The 18,667-nt window shown below is 70.1% G+C and carries 12 protein-coding genes; 4 read left to right on the forward strand and 8 right to left on the reverse strand.

Translation table 11 applies throughout. From position 1 onward, the window contains the following. Positions 1-2 precede the first annotated feature (2 nt). Positions 3-1,967 (reverse strand): NAD+ synthase, encoded by a 1,965-nt coding sequence (locus IT359_21475; protein ID MCC6931575.1) that lies wholly within the window; start codon positions 1,965-1,967, stop codon positions 3-5. Positions 1,968-2,103: 136 nt separating this feature from the next. Here IT359_21475 and IT359_21480 point away from each other — a divergent pair, with 136 nt between their 5' ends. Continuing rightward, positions 2,104-4,209 (forward strand): PBP1A family penicillin-binding protein, encoded by a 2,106-nt coding sequence (locus IT359_21480; GenBank protein MCC6931576.1) that lies wholly within the window; start codon positions 2,104-2,106, stop codon positions 4,207-4,209. Between the two features lie 73 nt (positions 4,210-4,282). On the opposite strand, the gene IT359_21485 is transcribed toward IT359_21480, so the two are convergent. From IT359_21485 to lon, 4 genes are all read right to left on the reverse strand, one after another. After that, a complete protein-coding gene (locus IT359_21485) occupies positions 4,283-5,632 on the reverse strand; it encodes a methyl-accepting chemotaxis protein (GenBank protein MCC6931577.1) in 1,350 nt (449 codons plus the stop codon). 54 nt (positions 5,633-5,686) lie between these two features. After that, positions 5,687-6,217 (reverse strand): PAS domain-containing protein, encoded by a 531-nt coding sequence (locus IT359_21490; protein MCC6931578.1) that lies wholly within the window; start codon positions 6,215-6,217, stop codon positions 5,687-5,689. A 191-nt stretch (positions 6,218-6,408) separates the two neighbouring features. Next, the gene (locus IT359_21495) at positions 6,409-7,659 is read right to left on the reverse strand and encodes an ABC transporter permease (GenBank protein ID MCC6931579.1); all 1,251 of its coding nucleotides are present in this window, start codon (positions 7,657-7,659) and stop codon (positions 6,409-6,411) included. A 158-nt stretch (positions 7,660-7,817) separates the two neighbouring features. Further along, positions 7,818-10,361, reverse strand: coding sequence for an endopeptidase La (lon, locus tag IT359_21500; GenBank protein ID MCC6931580.1), 2,544 nt, complete (start codon positions 10,359-10,361; stop codon positions 7,818-7,820). A gap of 312 nt (positions 10,362-10,673) precedes the next feature. Between lon and IT359_21505 the strand changes: the two genes are divergently transcribed. From IT359_21505 to IT359_21515, 3 genes are read left to right on the forward strand one after another with little or no spacing between them, the layout of a single operon-like run. After that, positions 10,674-12,611 carry a protein kinase gene (locus IT359_21505; GenBank protein ID MCC6931581.1) on the forward strand — a complete coding sequence of 646 codons (1,938 nt, stop codon included), beginning with the start codon at positions 10,674-10,676 and terminating at the stop codon, positions 12,609-12,611. Between the two features lie 55 nt (positions 12,612-12,666). Next, complete coding sequence (locus tag IT359_21510) at positions 12,667-14,799, forward strand: protein kinase (GenBank protein MCC6931582.1); 2,133 nt, start codon at positions 12,667-12,669, stop codon at positions 14,797-14,799. 21 nt (positions 14,800-14,820) lie between these two features. Continuing rightward, positions 14,821-16,551, forward strand: coding sequence for an amidohydrolase (locus IT359_21515; GenBank protein ID MCC6931583.1), 1,731 nt, complete (start codon positions 14,821-14,823; stop codon positions 16,549-16,551). Between the two features lie 34 nt (positions 16,552-16,585). Here the strand turns inward: IT359_21515 and IT359_21520 are convergent, their stop codons facing one another. The 3 genes from IT359_21520 to IT359_21530 are packed head-to-tail and all read right to left on the reverse strand — an operon-like array spanning position 16,586 to position 18,278. Further along, positions 16,586-17,140 (reverse strand): hypothetical protein, encoded by a 555-nt coding sequence (locus IT359_21520; GenBank protein ID MCC6931584.1) that lies wholly within the window; start codon positions 17,138-17,140, stop codon positions 16,586-16,588. Further along, positions 17,137-17,460, reverse strand: a complete 324-nt coding sequence (locus IT359_21525) for a tetratricopeptide repeat protein (GenBank protein MCC6931585.1) — start codon at positions 17,458-17,460, stop codon at positions 17,137-17,139. The genes IT359_21520 and IT359_21525 overlap by 4 nt, the downstream gene beginning before the upstream one ends. Further along, on the reverse strand, positions 17,457-18,278 hold the full coding sequence (locus tag IT359_21530) for an alpha/beta hydrolase (protein ID MCC6931586.1): 822 nt from the start codon (positions 18,276-18,278) through the stop codon (positions 17,457-17,459). The genes IT359_21525 and IT359_21530 overlap by 4 nt, the downstream gene beginning before the upstream one ends. Positions 18,279-18,667: the final 389 nt, after the last annotated feature.

Consider the following 18,667-nt stretch of genomic DNA (forward strand, 5'->3'; position numbering starts at 1 on the left):
CGTCAGTAGTCGACCGGGCGCAGGTATGACTCGCCAATCGCCGTTTGCGTGAGCATGGCGACCGTGGGGAGCTTCCGCTTCCAGTGCGTTCCATCGAGCCGTCGGCGCACGAGTGCCACCTCGACTTCGTCAAAGCCGCGCGCGACGAGGTCCGACGCGCTGTAACCGGCAACGAGCCAGTTGAGGATCACGTCGGCGCGCGCGTAACTGATGCCGAAATCTCCCTCGTCGGTCTGCCCCGTGATGAGGTCGGCCGATGCGGGCTTGCTGATGATGACCTCGGGGACGCCGAGGTGGCGCGCGAGGGCCCAGACCTGCGTCTTGAACAGGTCGCCGAGCGGGTTGATGGGAGGTGAGTCGTCGGCGTGCCAGGTGAAGTAGCCAAACAGGCGCTCGGTCTTGTTCCCCGTGCCTAACGGGACGCCGCGCAACGCCGCCGACTGGTCGAAGAGGGCGATCATGCGCACGCGCGCCATCACGTTGCCGCGGCGCGTGCCATCGGCGTCGGGCTCGAGCGCCAGGTAGCCGTCTACCGCGCCGGAGATGTCGAGCGTGCGTGACGGGATGCCGAGCGCGTCGACGACGAGTTGTGCGTGCTCCAGCGATTCCGGGCTCGAGGTCCGGAAGGGGAGGCGGAGCCCGAGGACGTGCTCGGCGCCTAACGCGCGGGCGGCCAGAAAGGCGGTGACGGCGGAATCGACGCCGCCGGAGACACCGACGACCGCCTTGGTGAAGCCGCGGCGCGCCATCTCGTCGCGGATGAAGCGGGTCAGCCAGGCCTCGACCAGCGGGGCGTTGATGGCGAGTGGTGGCGGGCCGCCACCCACATGCGCGCCTGTGCCGTGGTGAGCGGCGGCGCCGGGGGGCGCGGAAGCGCCGGGGGGCGCGGAAGCGCCGGAAGCGCCGAAGGCGGAACTGGGCGCGGGCGCCGACTCTGCCGCGGAAATGATACGGACCGCGGTGAAATGGTGAGGGTGGGGGGTGGGGGTGGGGTGAATGTTTGTTGTCGGGGGGGGGGCCCCGCGCCCCCCCTCATCCCTCTCGTGCGCCGCCAGCGCCGCTCTCTCGCCGCGCTCCGCCGCCGCCAGCGACCGCTGCAAGTGCGGGAGCACCGTGCGCAGGTCGGCCAGCAGCGGCGCGTCGGCGCGCGCCCGCCCGATATCCCCCAGGTCGAGCGAGGTGAGAAGGACCGCCTCCTCCCACTCCGGGCCGCGCACGCGCAGGTCGCCGGCCGGACCAAGCACCGCCGAGCAGCCGGCGAACACCTTCCCCCCTTCGCTTCCCACGAGGTTGGCGAGCGATACGTACACGCCATGCTCCTCGGCGATCTCGCGAATGAGGCGCTCCCACCGCGCCACCGTCGCCGGGCCGGGATGCCCATCGTCGCGCGGGTGGATGCCACGCGCCGGCGCGGCCGCCGACACGAAGATCACCTCGGCGTCATCGAGGGCCACGATGGTGCCGGCCAGCGAATGCCAGGCGTCTTCGCAAATGAGGATTGCCGCGCGTCCCCAGGGCGTATCGAAGGCGCGGATCTCGTGCCCGCGCTCCACGAATCGCTCCTCGTCGAACAGCCCGTAGGTCGGGAGGAAGGACTTGCGGTGCACGTGCAGGACGCGCGGCGCCCCCTCCCCCAGCCGGATGTATGCTGCCGAGTTGTAGAGCGTGCCGCGAAAGCGCTCGTAGAATCCCACCACCACGTCGATGATGCGAAGCGCGCCGCGCACCGAGGCGCCGTACGCGCGGTCGAGATCCGCCGCCAGCGTCCCGGCCGTCACCGCCACATCACGAACACCGCCCTCCACGAAGTAGCCCGACAGCACGGTCTCGGGGAAGTGGACCACCTGTGGTCGCGCGTCGGCGTCGGCGAGTTGGGCGAGCAGGGCGCCGAGGCGCTCGAGGTTCCCCTGATAGTCGCCCTTGCGTGGGTGCAACTGGGCGACGGCGATGGTCACGGTGCGCGGCATGGTGCGAAAGCTGGCGGCCAACGGCGCGTAGGGCAACGCTGGTGACCTGCCGCACAGCCGAGCACGAGGCGAAACAGCTGGTCGCGCTGGGGTATTAGCTTCCGCCCGCCCTCGCCTGCCAGTCGCGCCATTGACGGTGATGCACGTCCTCGCTCCCGTGAACCCGACCCTTCGCACATTGCCGCTCGTCATGCATGCCCGCGCGACGATGAGGCGCGCCGGCGCTCGACTCATCGTGCCGCTCGTCGTCTCGCTGGCGTGGCCGCTGGCGTCGGTGGGCGGGCAGCAGGGGGGTGCCGTGCAGAACTCCACGGGCGAGGCGTGGCAGATCGTGACGATGCCGCAGTCGTCGCAGGTGCTGGCGCGCGACGGCTCGCTCATTGGGGAGATCGGGCGGCAGTGGCGCACGGTGGTGGCGCTGCGCACGCTCCCGCGCTACGTGGCGCAGGCCTTCGTGGCCGTCGAGGACCAGCGTTTCTACCAGCACGACGGAGTGGATCTCGTGGGCGTGGCCGGGGCGCTCAAGGATGCCTTGGGTGGAAGGCTGCGCGGCGCGAGCACCATCACGCAGCAGCTGGTGGGCAACATGCATCCCGACCTCATCGACCGGACCGATCGTACGCCGATGCGGAAGTTGCGCGAGCAGGCGGCGGCCCGGGAGATGGAGCGGCACTACTCGAAGGAGCAGATCCTCGAGGCGTATCTCAACTTCATCCACTTCGGATCGCGCTACTACGGGATCGAGTCGGCGGCGCGTCACTACTTCGGAAAGCCGGCCGCGCGCCTCACGCTGGTCGAGGCGGCAACGCTCGCCGCGCTCCCCAAGGGGCCTGCACTGTACGATCCCGTGCGCCACCCCGATCGTGCGCGCGCGCGCCGTGACCTCGTGCTCTCGCTCATGGCGCAGCAGAAGTACATCACCACCGCGCAGGCAAACGCTGCGCAGCGCGAGCCGGTGGTGACCGCGCCCGACGGGGGACTCGACGCCGCGGCCCCCTACGTGGTGGATGTGGTGCGCGTGCAGGCCGAGCGTGCCGGCGTCAAGCTGGCCGACGGCGGCTTTCGCATCACGACGACGCTCGATCCCGTCATCCAGCGCGCGGCCGACGAGGCGCTGCGCCAGGGGTTGGCCGATGTCGAGTCGCGCCCGGGCTACGGCCACGCGACCTTTGCCAACCGGCCCAAGGGGAGCACCGACTACCTGCAGGGCGCGGTCGTGGCGCTCGATCCCTTCACCGGCGACGTGCGCGCGCTCGTGGGCGGGCGCGACTACATCGAGTCGCCGTACAACCGCGCCGTGAACGGGATGCGGCAGCCGGGGTCGGCCTTCAAGCCGGTCGTCTACGCCACCGCCATCGCCGACTCGCTCCCCGCCAACACCATCGTGGCCGACACCGCGCTGGCGATCCCGCTCCCCAACCGCTCCCCCTACCGGCCGGAGAACGCCGACGGCGAGTTCCTCGGCGCGCTCACCATGCGCGAGGCGCTGGCGCGCTCACGCAACCCGGTCGCCGTGCAGCTGGCGATGCAGGCGGGAATGGATTCGGTGATCGCCATGGCACGCTCACTCGGCATTTCGTCGTTTATCGCGCCGTATCCGTCCAGCGCCATTGGTGCGTCGGTCGTGCAGCCGCTCGACCTCGTGGCCGCCTATGCGACGTTCGCCAACCTGGGGCGGCGCGTGGAGCCGCGCTTCATCGATCGCGTCGAGGACCGCACCGGGAAGATCGTCTGGCAGCAGCGCCCAAACGCCGGGCAGCAGACGCTGGACCCCAAGGTCGCCTTCATCGTGCGCGACATGATGCGCGACGCCGTCGAGCGGGGGACGGCGACGTCGGTGCGACGCTTCGTGCCGTCGTCGGTGCCCGTGGCGGGAAAGACCGGGACCACCAACGACAACGCCGACGTCTGGTTTGTCGGGATGACGCCCGACCTGGTCGCCGGCGTCTGGCTGGGCTTCGACAAGCCGACCCCGATCGCGCGCGGCGCCGCGGGGGGCTCGCTGGCTGCCCCCATCTTCGGGCGCCTCGTGCAGCAGGCCGGCGTTGGGCGGGGCGGCGTACCCTGGCTCCCCCCCGAGGGGCTCGTGGTGGCCGAACTCGACCGCGTGACCGGACAGGTCGCTACCGTCGATACGCCGGCCGACCGGCGCTACGCCGAGTACTTCATTCCCGGCACCGAGCCCCCCATCCTGCGCATGGACGCCTGGCGCATCCTCCGCTTAGGGCCAATCGTGCACTGAAGAACAAGCGCGCCGCGCGCTCCAGCGTGCGGCGCGCTGGCCCACGCGCGGTGTTCCGACGTTGACGCCTGCCTCAGCCGGTGCGAATCGTCTTGAGGAAGCGATCCACCTCGCTGCGCAGCAACTCGGCCATGCGCGAGAGCTCGTCCGAGGCCTGCAGCATCTGGCCGGCGGCGGTGCTCGTCTCGCTCACCGACTCCGAAACGCGCGAGATGCTTCCCGTGACTTGCTGCGTCCCCTGCGCCGCCTCGTGGATGTTGCGGTTGATCTCGTCCGTGGCAAAGCGCTGGTTGTGAACGGCGTCGGTCACCGCGCTCGTGAGTTCGTGCATCTGCGAGATGGTGCCGCTGATCCCGCCAATGGCCTGCGCGGCCTGCTCGCTCGCCTGCTGGATGGCCATCACCTGCGCGCCGATCTCGCTCGTGGCATCGCCCGTCTTGCTGGCGAGGTTCTTCACCTCGGCGGCGACCACGGCAAAGCCGCGCCCCACCTCACCCGCGCGCGCCGCCTCGATGGCGGCATTCAGCGACAGGAGTCGCGTCTGGCTGGCGATGTCGGTGATGAGCTTGACCACGCGCGTGATCTGCCCCGACGCCTTCGTGAGCCCGTTGACGATCTCGTTCGTGTGCTCGGCGGCGCGAACCGCCTCGTGCGCCATGTCCCGCGAGGCGCGCGTCTGCTGCTCGATGTGACCGACCGTTGCCGTGATCTCCTCGGCGGCGGCGGCCACCGACTCCATCGAGCGGCTGGCCTCCTCCGAAGCGGCGGCCACCGTGACCGACTGCTGCGAGGTGTGCTCCGCCGTGCCCGACAGCGACTCGGCCGTGGCGCGCGCCTCGGTGGCCGCTGCGGCCACGTTGTCCACCACCACCTTGATGGCCGCCTCGAATTCATCCGCCAGGCGCAAACGGTCCGCTGCCGCCTCGCGCAGCTGCCGCGACTTCGCCGCCATCTGGTCGGTGGCGCTGTTGATCAGTCGCGCCGCCATGCGATAGTTGCCCAGCAGCCCGCGCTCCAGCACCCGGCGCCAGTACTTCTCGTCGCTGGCGTGCTGCAGCGAGGCGCGGGCCTCGCGCACAAAGGCGTCCGTGAGGTCCAGCAGGTGGTTGATCGAGCGCGACAGGTCGCCTAACGGGCCGTCGCGCCGGATGCCCAGCACACGGTGCTCGAGGTCGCCCTCGGCGGTCTCGCGGCAGACCGCGGTCATGCGGGCGATCCCTTCCCGATACTCGGCCAGCTCAGCGCGCAACGCATCGCGCTCGGCGACGGCTTCGTCCCGCTCCTGACGAATGGACTCGAGCGAGTCCTGCAGCGCCGATACCGCGAGCGCTGACGGTCGCGCGGGACGCGCGCCCTGGCTGTCAACGGCGCGCTGGGGGTCGAGCGGCTTGGTGGCCCGGCGGGGGGTGGAGGTGCGAGACATGGCGACCTGTCAGGAGGGGCGAAATGGCGGGGAATGCGAGACGAACGGCGAGACTCAGAGCGACCAGACCCACTCGTCGTAGGCGATACCCGCCGTGGCGAGCGTGGCCTCGAGCAGGGCGACCGAGGCCACGAGGCCGTCCTTGCGGTCGGAGTGGCGACGCTCGGCGTCGAGCAGCGCCCCGTAGATCGGCTTCACCTTCTCCAGCTTGGACGGCTCCGGCACGCGACGGTTGGAGTGGTATCCAACAATCGTCCCGTTGCGGTCGAACGACGGCGTCACGTGCGCCAGGACCCAGTAGTTGTCCCCGTTCCGCGCCATGTTGTTGACGTAGGCAAAGACCTCACGGCCGGCGCCCAGCGTGTCCCACAGCAGCTTGAACACCGCGCGTGGCATGTCGGGATGACGGATGATCGAGTGCGGCGCACCAAGCAGCTCGTGCTCCTCATAGCCGGACACGCGAATGAACACGTCGTTGGCGTACGTGATCTTCCCCTGCAGGTCGGTCTTCGAGACGATGATCTCGTCTTCACCGAAAGTGCGCGCGCGCCCCGACGGGACTATCTGCGTGCGGGCGATGCTCATGGTCGTCAGCGGACGAAGGACTGGAAGCCGATGGACACGATGTACTGGCAATGGTGTCGGCACGACTCCACTACTCCTGTATCGGGGATTGCCCGACATCCGGACTGTCTCTCGCGCGCCGCTGTGTTGGCCGCACCCTCACGTGCGCTTGGGGCCGGGCCAGCGCGCCCCTCGCGGCGCGCCCCGCGCCGCTACTCGTGGCGAATGGCGTCGATGGGAGACAGCCGCGCCGCGCGCCGCGCCGGATACGTTCCGAAGACGAGGCCGATGGCGACCGCCGATCCCGCTGCGACCAACACCGATGACGCCGAGAGACTCGGCGCCAGCCCGGTGGCCCCGGTCTGGTCGCGAATGATGAGGATGGCGAGCGACGCAATCACGGCGCCGAGCACGACACCGATCGCGCTTCCCACGCTGGAGATGGCCACCGACTCGGAGAGGAATTGCAGGAGGACGTCGCGCGGGCGCGCCCCGATCGCCTTGCGCACGCCGATCTCGCGGGTGCGCTCGGTCACCGAGGCGAGCATGACGTTCATGATCCCGATGCCGCCTACCAGGAGCGAGATCGCGGCGATGGCACCCATGAACCACTTGAAGATGCGCACCCCCTGCGTGGCCTGCTCCAGTCGCTTCTCCATCGTCACCACCTCCACGCGTCGTTCCCATCGACTTCCATAGCGACGCCCCAGCCAATCCTCGACCGATCGCCGGAGCGCATCGACATCCTCGATGCGGGTTGCACGCACGGCGATGGACGGGAGGAGTCGCCGCCCTCCCTGAATCGAGAGCAATCCCACCGACGAGTACGGGACGGTCGCGGCCCAGCCGCGTTCTCCCTTGTAGCTGGCGACGATGCCGATGACTTCACGCGGTGCCCCGTTCACGCGCACCATCTCGCCAAGGAGCCGCGCCGGCGCGCGGGGCGCGGCGAGGTCGCTCGCGAGTTTGTGTGAGAGGACGACGACGGGGGCGCCGCGTTCGTCCTCGACGCGCGTGAAGAAGCGGCCGGCGGCCAGCTCCGCGTGGGCGTACTGGTCCACGCCGGCCATCGCCGATGTCACCGACGTCTCGCGTCGCGCCCCGCTGCGTGGCGATTCCACGGGAATGACCGAGGTCACGGCGAGCGAGACGTTCTTCACGAACTCCACGTCGCGCGCAATGGCCGCGGCGTCGTCGCGCGTGAACGTGGGATAGTCGCGCACCGGCACCCACTCGCCATCGACGCGCTCCGACGTGCGGGACGACAGCGACACGGACTGGATGTCGGTGGTCCGTTCGACTTCGTTGCGCGAGAACCGCTCCAACCCGTCGCCTAACGACAAGACGGCCACCAGCGATCCCACGCCGATGATGACCCCCAGCGTGGAGAGGATCGTGCGGAGCGTGTTCACCCGCAACTGGTCGAGGGCGACGGCGAGGGCGGTGCTGAGGGAGCTGATCATGGCGGGCGCGTCGGGTGTCTCGCCCCTACGGGCGGCGTGCGGCAGAAGTTCCGCAGGGGCGAGCCCGGCTGGCGCGTCGCCTCGCGCCGCATCCCCCTGCAAATGAAACGGGCGCCCGCGCGGGCGCCCGTTTTGCTCGTCGTGCCTTCGCCGACACGTCAGGCGGCCTTCACCTCCGACCGGTTCGCGTCGGGGACGAGCGCGATGGCCAGCACCTCCGCCAGCGACTCCACCGGGTGGAAGGTCAGCTCCTGCTTCACCTCGGCCGGCACGTCCTCTAGGTCGTCGGCGTTCTGCCTGGGGATGATGATGTGCTTGATCCCCGCGCGGTGCGCGCCGAGCACCTTCTCCTTGAGCCCGCCGATGGGGAGCGCGCGCCCACGCAGCGTGATCTCGCCGGTCATGGCGACGTCGCGACGCACGGGGCGCCCCGACAGTTCGGAGACCAGCGCCGTGGCGATGGCCAGGCCGGCCGAGGGGCCGTCCTTGGGAATTGCGCCTGCCGGTACGTGGATGTGCGCCTCGCTCGCCGCCGACATCCGCTCGGCCGGGATCCCGAGCGATGCGGCGTTGTTCGTGGCGTAGGTGAGGGCGGCGCGCGCGCTCTCCTTCATCACGTCGCCCAGCTGTCCGGTGAGGATGAGCGAGATGGGCCCCGGGCGCCCGCCGGGCTCGTCGGCGGTGGCGGCGCGCGCCTCGCTGCGGCGAATCGACGCCTCCACGAACATGATGTCGCCCCCCATTGGCGTGTAGTACATCCCCGTGGCGATCCCCACCTCGTGTTGCTCCTGCGCGCGCTCCGGGTGCACCTTGGGCCTGCCTAACAACTCGCGCACCTCGGCCGCGTCGATCGTGCTGTCATCCAGCGTCGACGTGTCGCCCGTGGCCAGCTGTCGCGCCACCTTGCGGCACACGCGCCCGATCTCGCGCTCGAGCTGGCGCACGCCGCTCTCCCGCGTGTAGTTCGACACGACCGACATCACGGCATCGTCGGCAAACGACACCTTCTTGTCCTGCAGCCCCGACTCCTCGAGCTGGCGCGGGATCAGGTACTTCTTCGCGATCTCCGCCTTCTCGCGCTCCGTGTAGCCCGCAAACTCCACCACCTCCATGCGGTCGAGGAGCGGCCCGGGAATGTTCTGGATGAAGTTCGCCGTGGCGATGAACAGGACTTCGCTCAGGTCGAACGGGACGCCCAGGTAGTGGTCGGTGAACGAGTCGTTCTGCGCCGGGTCGAGCACCTCGAGCAATGCGCTCGACGGATCGCCCTGGAACGACTGCCCGAGCTTGTCCACCTCGTCCAGGAGGAAGACCGGGTTCTTCGATTGCGCCTGCTTCATCCCCTGGATGATGCGCCCGGGCATGGCGCCGACGTAGGTGCGCCGGTGCCCGCGGATGTCGGCCTCGTCGCGCGCCCCGCCTAACGCCACGCGCACGTACTCGCGCCCCAGCGACCGCGCGATCGACTTCGCGATCGACGTCTTGCCCACCCCCGGCGGACCGGTAAAGAGGAGGATCGGGCCGCGCGCCATGGCGCGTGCCTTCGCCTCCCGGGCGTCGGTGATCACGGCGCGTTCGTCGCCCTCGCCATTCCCGCCCGGCACGACGTCGCCATCGCCCCCCTTGAGCTTCCCGATCGGGAACTCGCCGGTCTTCGCCACCTCCTCCGCCATCTGCTGCGCGCGCAGTTGCCTAACGGCCAGGAACTCCAGCACGCGGTCCTTCACGTCCTGCAGCCCGTAGTGATCCTCGTCGAGGATGTCGGTCGCGCGCTTGAGGTCGAGGTGGTCGTCGGAGCGCTTGTTCCACGGCAGCTCGGCGATCCACTCCAGGTACGTGCGAATCACCTGCGCTTCCATCGACTCGCGCCCCGAGCGCTCCAGGCGCCCGAGTTCGCGCTCCACCTCGGTGCGCGCGTCCTTGGGCAGCTCCAGCTTGGTCAGCTTCTCGCGAAGCTCGAGGATCTCCTTGGACTGGTCGTCGTCGCCCAGCTCCTTCTGGATCGCCTTGAGCTGCTCGCGCAGGAACATCTCGCGCTGCCGCTCGCCCAGCTCCTCCTGGACCTGCGACTTGATCTCCTCCTGTGCCTCGAGCATGCCGATCTGGCGCTGCACGTGCACCAGGACACGCCGCAGGCGCTCCTCGACGCTGAGTGTTTCGAGCAGCCCCTGCTTCTCGGGGACTGTCAGCTCGATGTAGCCGGCCACCAGGTCGGCAAAGCGCCCGGGCTCATCGACCGAGTCGAGGACCTGGTGCACCACCTCCTCGGGGAGGCCGCGCTTCTCGCCCAGCTCCTGGGCGCGCTCGCGCGTCTCCTTGTGCAACGCCTCGAAAGCGGGATCGTGGTCGTTGAGCGGCGCCATCTCCTCGGTCGGCATCACGACCGCGGTCAGGTAGCCGTCGCTCAGCGCGTACTGCAGCGACGTGGCGCGCTGCTCGCCCTGGAGGAGGAGCTGCACGCCCCCCAGGCCGCGCTGGATCTGCCCGATGCGGGCAATGACCCCCATCGAGTAGAGGATGTCGGCCGACGGTTCGTCGGTGTTGTCACGCTGGGCAACGGCGAAGACGAGCCGATCGCTCTTCAGCGCAGCTTCGATTGCGCGCAACGTTCCCGGGCGCCCCGCCGCGATGGGCGAAGTGAGTCCCGGAAAGGTGACCGTCCCTCGCAAGGGGAGGACGGGGAGTGTCTGTCGCTGGGCCATGGCTCTGGAGAATCGAGTGGTCGAGGGGAGAGCAATGAGAATCGACGGGCGACGCGATCTCGAGCGGTACCGGACCTTGCCGGCCTGCACCGAGAGGCGCGAGTCGCACGACGACGGCTCCTCCCCCTCTGTGCACGCCCCGGGCTCACCGTATTACGCCACGCTGACGGGGTTTGCAACTTTCGCGGGCCATTCTGACGTAGTGGCTCCGGCAGTGCGCCGTTGCGGCCGGTCCCCGCGCTAGACGCTGTTCCGGTCCAATGCTACACTACGACGCTGGTTTCGCCCTCAGATTCCACTGCTCCCCCTCGAGTGCCCGACCCCATCGTTTCGTCCTCCGACTCCGAGCTTCGCGCGCATGTCGAACGCGTCCTGAGCGCGAACTACGAGTTGGACCGGGAGATCGGGCGCGGGGGGATGGGAATCGTCTACCTGGCGCGCGACCGGCGACTCAAACGGCAGGTGGCCGTCAAGCTCCTCCCCCCGGAACTCGCCTTCAGGTCCGAGATCCGGACGCGCTTCCTGCGCGAGGCCGAGACCGCGGCACAGCTCAGCCACCCCCACATCGTCCCGATCTACTCGGTCGACGAGCGCGAGGGGCTGGTCTACTTCGTGATGGCCTATGTGGACGGCGAGAACCTGGCCGCCCGTCTCCATCACCATGGTGCACTCGACTTTGACGAGGCGCGGCGCGTCCTGCTCGAGGTCGCTCGCGCGCTCGACTTTGCGCACGAGCGCGGCGTCGTGCACCGCGACATCAAGCCCGACAACATCCTCATGAGCGCCGAGGATGGGCGGGTGATGGTGACCGATTTCGGGATTGCCCGCGCCGTGAGCGACGGCGACGCGCGACTCACCGCGACCGGCATGGCGATCGGGACACCGGCCTACATGTCGCCCGAGCAGTCGATGGGCGAGCGCGAAGTGGACGGGCGCAGCGATCTCTATTCGCTTGGCGTCGTGGCGTATCAGATGATCACCGGCGAACTCCCGTTCAACGCCTCGAGCACGCCGGCGCTCCTCGTCAAGCACATCTCCGAGGTCCCCACTCCGATCCAGCAGCGGCGCCCCGATGTCCCGGCCGACCTGGGGCGCGCGGTGATGATGATGCTGGAGAAGGAGCCCGACAACCGCTTCCCCAGCGCGGCGTCGCTCGTCGCGGCGCTGGAGAGCGGCGACGTCCCGGTCCCGCGCAACGGCGGGCCGCTCTCGTTAGGCTCGCTCCCCCAGCGCTCGGCCACCGAGGCGGCGTCGCTGCGCCCGGGGCAGATGGCGCAACACATCGAGGTTGGCGCGCCGACCGAAGAAGAGCTGGTGCGCTGGCGAGCCCCGAACGTGAAGGCGTTCCGCCGCAAGCTCGCGCCGTGGATGTTCGCCGGCGGGGCGAGCATCGTCGTATCCGCCTTCGGCGGCCCCGACTTCGCCGGGCTGTGGGGGATGTACTCGATCTACATGGCGTGGAAGTACGCGCAGCTGTGGTCCGATGGCTACGACTGGCGCGACATCCTCAAGGAGCCCAGGGATCGTCTCTTCTTCGACGTGGTGGCCGAGTGGGGCGACAACGTGAAGGCGCTGTGGGATCCGGCCAAGCGTTCGGAGATGCGCGAGCGCAAGCGCCTGCGCGAGGGCGTGGGCTCCGCGCTGTTCGAACGCGCCGACTCGCCGGTGCCGGTTGCGGCGGGGCGGTCGCCTAACGACCTGGCCGCGCTGTCGGCGTCGAGCGCGCGCACCGTGCAGGACGCACGGCGCAACCGGGAGGAGATCCTCCGCCTCATCGAGACGCTCCCCAAGAAGGAGCGCTCGCTCCTGGGCGACGTGCCGCAGTCGGCCATCGCGCTGTACCAGAAGATCGAGGCGCTGTCGTTGCAGGTGGCGGAGCTCGAACGCAACGTCCCCGCGGAGTCGTCGGCGCAGCTCGACGCCGAGATTGCGCGCCTCGAGGGAGAGGCGAACCCGCTGGATACGCGCGCCAGTGAGGAGCGCGTGCGCCGGCTGGCGTACCTCAAGCGCCAGCGGCGCGCCGTCGCCGACCTGGGGGGGCGCCTCGCCGCCGCGCGGGAGAAACTGGAGAGCTGCCAGGTCGCGCTCCAGAACATGCGCCTCGAGGTGGTGCGCCTGCGGAACGGGCCGCAGAACTACCAGACCATCACCTCCGTCGCCGAGAAGGCGATTGCGCTCGGGCGCGAGGTGGACGCCGTCGTGTACGCGCGCGACGAGGTTGCCAAACTCAAGATAGGAGGACGGGGGTAACGTGCGGCGGTGCGGTCCACGGACCGCGCCGCCTTGACCGTTGCCACGCTCCACCATGACCGATCCCCTCCGCGAACGCGTTGGCGCCGCACTCGGCGGCACGTACGAGATCGAGGGTGAACTCGGTCGCGGCGGGATGGGCGTCGTGTACCGTGCGATGGACCGCAAGCTGCGGCGCGCGGTCGCCATCAAGGTCCTCCCCCCCGAACTCGCCTTCCGTGACGACGTGCGCCAGCGCTTCCTGCGCGAGGCGCAGACCGCGGCGCAGCTCAACCATCCCAACATCGTCCCCATCTACGCCGTCGAGGAGCGCGACGGGCTCGTCTGCTTCGTGATGGCGCTGGTGGAAGGCGAGCCGCTGGCGTTGCGGCTGGCGACAAACCCCCGCCCGCCGGTGGCCGAGGTGTGCCGCATCCTGCGCGGCGTCGCCGATGCGCTGGCGTATGCGCACGGGCGCGGCATCGTCCATCGCGACGTCAAGCCCGACAACATCCTCATCGATCGCGCCACGGGGCGCCCGATGGTCACCGACTTCGGGATCGCGCGCGCCGCCGAGGGCGATGCGCGACTCACCGTCACCGGGATCGCCGTCGGAACGCCGGCCTACATGTCGCCCGAGCAGGCGATGGGTGAGCGCGAGATCGACGGGCGCTCGGATCTCTACTCGCTGGCGATCGTTGCCTACCAGATGCTGGTGGGCGAGCTCCCGTTCCAGGCGGGGAACACGCCGGCGATGCTGATGAAGCACATCAGCGACACGCCGCGACCGCTGCGCGAGTACCGTCGCGACCTGTCGCCGCTGCTCGTGGCGGCGATCGAGCGCGCGATGGCCAAGCGGCCGTCGGATCGCTGGGACGATGCCGGGGCGTTTCGCGACGCCATTGCCGCGGTGGAGGGCGGGGTGGGCGCGCTCCCGCCGGCGTCGCTGCCGCCAGCCGCAACGCGCGCGCCCGCCGAGTCGCCGCGCGACGCGCGACTGTCGTCGGCGTGGAAGCACGCGGCGCCGCGGCCATCGGCTCGTCCGACGGCCGGTGGCGAGGGGGAGGCGGCGCCGCGGGCCCCCGACGGGGCGGGGCTCGCGGCGAGCGTGCGCGCCATCGTGCGCGGTGTGGAGCACCAGGTCGCGGACCAGGCGCGCTACGCCCAGCGCATGGCCGACGAGGCGGCGCGCGATGCCATCGAGGCCGCCAACGCCGGGTGGGGGGGGGCGCCGCGCCGTGCGCCCAACCCGGGAATGCAGCCAATGCCCGCCGTCCCGTCGTGGATGCCCGAGTCGTGGCGCGAGGTGCGCGAGCAGTCGCGCATGACCCGGCGCGACGCCCGCTCGCAGCGCGCCGCGCTCCGCGGCCGGGAGAGCCTGGACGCCTTTCAGCAGCTCGGCGTCGTCGATCGCATTCGCGCCTTCCGCCGCAGGGCCGCCAGTTCGGTCGTCACCGTCGGCTTCCTTGGCGTCATCAACGCGATGTTCACCCCCGACTTTCCCTGGGTGATCTTTCCCGCTCTGGCGATGACCATCCCCCTCGCGCAGCGCTTCGCGTCGCTCTGGGCCGACGGCGTTCGGCTGCGCGACATCTTCGGCGCCGAGGCATCGCGCGCGCTCAAGGCGCATGGGGAGGGCGCCGCGATGGCGGTGCTCCCCACGCCAACACAGGCCGCGCAGCCGATGGTGCCGCCCGACGTGCTGGCCGGGACCTACGGCGAGCACGTGCGCCGCGCGGCCTCCGATCGGCGCGCCGTGCACGAAGTGCTCGCCAAGCTCACCAAGGCCGACAAGGACCTGATTCCCGACGTCGCCCCCACGGTCGACTCGCTCACCGAGCGCGTGGCATCGTTGGCCCAGGCGCTGCACCGCCTGGAGGATGACGTGCAGCCGGCGGCGCTCGAGGCTCTCGACCAGCGGATCGCAGCAGCGCGTGAGCAGCCCGAATCGCGCGAGCGCGACCAGAAGGTGGCCCTCCTCGAGCGGCAACGCGCCACGCTGGCCGACCTCGCGTCGCGCCACGAGACGCTGCGCACCCAGCTGGAGAGCGCGTCGCTCGTGCTGCAGAACATGCGCCTCGACATGATCGCCCTGCGCTCGGCCGGCGTGCAGTCGGCAATCGACGATGTCTCCTCGGCGACGCAGGAGGCGCGCGCCGTGTCGCGCGATATCGCGCACGTGCTCGACGCCGCCCGCCAGGTTCGTTAGGCCGTCCCACTTCCAAGAGCCATGATCCGTCGACTCGTGGTCCTCGTCGTTGCCGTCTGCGCGGTAGCCGCGGCGACCGCCCTCGTCGCGCGTCCCCGCGATGCGCAGCCGCCGCGCGCCGATCTCGTCTTCATCAACGGGCACGTCGTCACCGTCGACTCGCAGCGCCCCGAGGCGCAGGCGGTTGCGGTGCGCGGTGACCGCATCGTCGCGGTGGGAACCACGGATGCCATCCGCCGTTTGGCGGGGCCCGGGACGCGCACCATCGATCTCGGCGGGCGCCTCCTCATTCCCGGGTTCATCGAGGGGCACGGGCACTACCTGGGGCTTGGCGAGTCGAAGCTCGTCCTCGACCTCACCACGGCGCGCAACTGGGACGACATCGTGGCGATGGTGGGCGCCGCGGCGAGGGAGGCGCGCGCCGGGGAGTGGATCGTCGGCCGCGGGTGGCACCAGGAGAAGTGGGATCGCGTGCCGCAGCCCAACGTGGAAGGGGTGCCGCTGCATGCGTCGCTCGATCGCGTGAGCGCCGATCATCCGGTCCTGCTCACGCACGCCAGCGGGCACGCCGCGTTCGCCAACGCCCGGGCGTTGCAGCTGGCAGGCGTCACGCGCGACACCCCGAACCCGGACGGCGGCGAGTTCGTGAAGGACGCCGCGGGCGAGCCGACGGGGTTCCTGAAGGAGACGGCGCAGCGCATCGTTGGTGCCGCCCGCACGCGCGACGACCGCTTGTCGCCGGCCGACCGGGCGGCGCGCTTCCGTCGCGTGGTGCAGCTGGCGGGCGAGGAGGCGCTGCGGCAGGGCGTCACTACCTTCCATGACGCCGGCGCCGACTTTGCCACCATCGACGCCTACCGCCAACTCGCCGACGAGGGGAAGCTCCCCGTACGCCTGTACGTCATGGTGCGCCGCGAGAGCAACGCGCGGATGGACTCGCTCCTTCCCCGCTATCGCCTGCTGGGCTATGGCAACCACTACCTCACCGTGCGGTCCATCAAGCGCCAGATCGACGGCGCCCTCGGACCGCGCGGTGCCTGGCTGCTCGAGCCGTACGCCGACCTCCCGACCTCGAGCGGGCTTGCCCTCGAGAGCCCGGCCGACATCGAGGAAACCGCGCGCGTGGCCATCAAGCACGGCTTCCAGGTGAACACGCACGCCATCGGCGACCGCGCCAACCGTGAGGTGCTCGACATCTACGAGCGCACGTTCAGGGCAAATCCCGACAAGCGCGACCTGCGCTGGCGCGACGAACACTCGCAGCACATCGACCCCGCCGATATCGCCCGCTTCCGGACGTTAGGGGTGATTGCCTCAATGCAGGGAATCCACACGATCTCGGACGGCCCGTGGGTCCCCCGGCGGCTTGGCGAGGAGCGTGCGCGCCGCACCTCCTACCTGTGGCGCGCCCTCTGGGACGCGGGGGTCATCGTCACCAACGGGACCGACGTCCCCGTCGAGAAGATCGATCCCATCCCCAGCTTCTGGGGGAGCGTCTCGCGCATCGTCGCCGACGGCTCAGTCTTCCTCCCCGAGCAACGCGTCACGCGCGCGCAGGGGCTGCAGGCCTACACGCTGAACAACGCCTACGCAGCCTTCGAGGAGCGGGACAAGGGGTCGATCACGGTGGGCAAGCTCGCCGACCTCGCCGTCCTCACCAAGGACATCATGACGATCCCCGAGCGCGAGATTCCCACGGCCCGCGTGGCGATGACGGTGCTGGGCGGAAAGGTGGTGTACGAGGCGAAGTGAAACGAGGGCAGCGCGCCCGCGCCCGCCGACCTGCCTAACGCGGTAGTTCGCCGGGGACCCACCGCTCGCCGCCGAGCGCGTAACCCACGATCCCACCCACGACGCTGCCAATCGCCAACCCCACCGGTGCGCCCTTCAGGAAGTCAGATGCCTTGGGGTTCACCTCGGGAAGCTGCCCGAAGCCGATCAGGAGCGCACCCGACAACCCGCCAATCAGGATCCCCTTGAGCGTCGCCTTGCGCGTGGTGCGCCCGGCGCTCACCTCGATCTGCTCGATTGCCGACGTCCGGACGCTCACGCGCCGATACGACTCGACCAGCACCGGCCCCGTCTCGAAGCCGAGCCGACGGCGAACGCCGGCCGTGTCGAGCACCATCTCGCTGGCATCGAGCGAATCGACCCGACCCGTGAATCGCTCGCGGCGAATGGACGGCGCCAGGACGCGAACGCGCGTCCCCACGCTCACCGGCTGCGCCGCCACCGGCGACACGCGCTGTCCGTGCGCCGCGCGCGCATCGAGTGCCATTGCTCCGAGGACGAGCGTCATCGTGACGCCCGCGTGGCGGGCGCCCCGCAGGTAGTGCTTCACGCAGAATCCTCCAGGTCTTCGAGTCGCCCCGCCAGGTCGTGTGCCATGCCGGGGTGTCCAAACCGCTGCGCCGCGGCGATCCCCTGTCGCAGCGCCTCCCGTGCCTCGTCGTTCCTGCCTAACGCCACGCACGCCTCGGCCAGCCGCCCGTAGGCATTCCCCTCGTCGTCGTGCGCGGCCAGGTAGGCGCGCAGCTCCACCGCGGCTTCCTCCCACAACCCCGCCTTGAGCAGTTCGTTCGCCAGGCCAAAACGCGCCAGGGCGTTGCCCGGGCTCCGGGCAACCATGGCGCGAAGGGCGTCGAGGCGAGGGGCAGTCATCGGGAGAGCAGGGTAGTCAACGCCGCGGCGACACGCTCCGGCGCCTCCTCGGGCGTAAAGTGGCGGACATCGGGCACCACGTCGAGCGTGGCACCGCGAATCGAGTCGGCCAGCCGCTGACCGATCGCTCGCGGGAGAAAAGGGTCCTCTCCTCCCCACACGATCGCCGTCGGGGCCACGATATCCTTCAACCGCGGTTCCAGCGCTTTGGTTTCCCCGGAGTCGAGCGCGGCCAGGTGCGAGACGAGCACATCGCGCCCCGGCTCCGATGCGAACGGGCGCACGTACTGCTCGATCGAATGCGTCCCCCGCTCCGACGCGACGTAGCCCCGCAGCAGGTCGGCCCGCAACACCGAGAGAATCCACGTCGCCGGTAAGTGACGCGTGAGCGGCATGGTGGCCCTGACGAGCTTGACCTCGGTTCCAGGCCAGGCGCCGAAGGCGACCGAGTTGATCAGGCAGAGCCGGGCGACGCGGGTGGGATGGCGGATGGCTAGCGACTGCGCGATCCCGCCGCCGATGTCGTGGCCGACGATGGTCGCGTAGTTGATCCCGAGCGCGTCCAGCAGCAGCACCACGCGCTCGGCGTGGGCGCGGAGCGAGAGGTCGGCGCCACCCGGCGGGTCGCTGCGCCCGTAGCCGAGCAGGTCCAGGACGACCACCCGGTGCCCCTTGGGGACGAGCGGAACTACATCGCCCCACAGGTGGGACGACGTTGGGAAGCCGTGGATGAAGACGATCGGCTCACCAATGCCCCGTGAACCGGCGGCGTAGTAGTAGAGCCTGACTCCACCCACGTCGACGAATTCACCGCGCACGTGAGGCGCGGTGCGACAGGTAGGCGGCGCGGGAGTTTCGCGACATGTGTGGCGGTACGGGCGGTGCGGCGGTGCAATCGCAAATTGGGTGGCGTCCCCGAGCGTGACAAGCGCGGGCCGCTGAGGATGCCGAAATCGGCGCCGAACGTCGCCCGAACGGCGCGATCGGGCCCACGCGCGGACCTGATGACGTCGCGCAGCGGCGCAGTTGGCCCCTGGCGGGTGCGATAGAAGGAGTCGCGCGGGGACTCACGCACGGATCCGATGGCCGGCGTCCCTCCTCACGTCTTCCGGATCGTTCGGCGCGGGTTCGCGCCTGCATTTCATGCGTAGTCGCTTCACTGGCAATCGTTCCCCTCACCCCCCGACAGACGCGTCGCGCGCCCTGA

This window comes from Gemmatimonadaceae bacterium, from assembly GCA_020852815.1.
Taxonomy (GTDB): Bacteria; Gemmatimonadota; Gemmatimonadetes; order Gemmatimonadales; family Gemmatimonadaceae; genus SCN-70-22.

Coding starts and splice junctions, on each gene's coding strand:
- IT359_21475 (MCC6931575.1), bottom strand. CDS start 1,967: ATGCCGCGCACCGTGACCATCGCCGTCGCCCAGTTGCACCCACGCAAG.
- IT359_21485 (MCC6931577.1), bottom strand. CDS start 5,632: ATGTCTCGCACCTCCACCCCCCGCCGGGCCACCAAGCCGCTCGACCCC.
- IT359_21490 (MCC6931578.1), bottom strand. CDS start 6,217: ATGAGCATCGCCCGCACGCAGATAGTCCCGTCGGGGCGCGCGCGCACT.
- IT359_21495 (MCC6931579.1), bottom strand. CDS start 7,659: ATGATCAGCTCCCTCAGCACCGCCCTCGCCGTCGCCCTCGACCAGTTG.
- lon (MCC6931580.1), bottom strand. CDS start 10,361: ATGGCCCAGCGACAGACACTCCCCGTCCTCCCCTTGCGAGGGACGGTC.
- IT359_21510 (MCC6931582.1), top strand. CDS start 12,667: ATGACCGATCCCCTCCGCGAACGCGTTGGCGCCGCACTCGGCGGCACG.
- IT359_21515 (MCC6931583.1), top strand. CDS start 14,821: ATGATCCGTCGACTCGTGGTCCTCGTCGTTGCCGTCTGCGCGGTAGCC.
- IT359_21525 (MCC6931585.1), bottom strand. CDS start 17,460: ATGACTGCCCCTCGCCTCGACGCCCTTCGCGCCATGGTTGCCCGGAGC.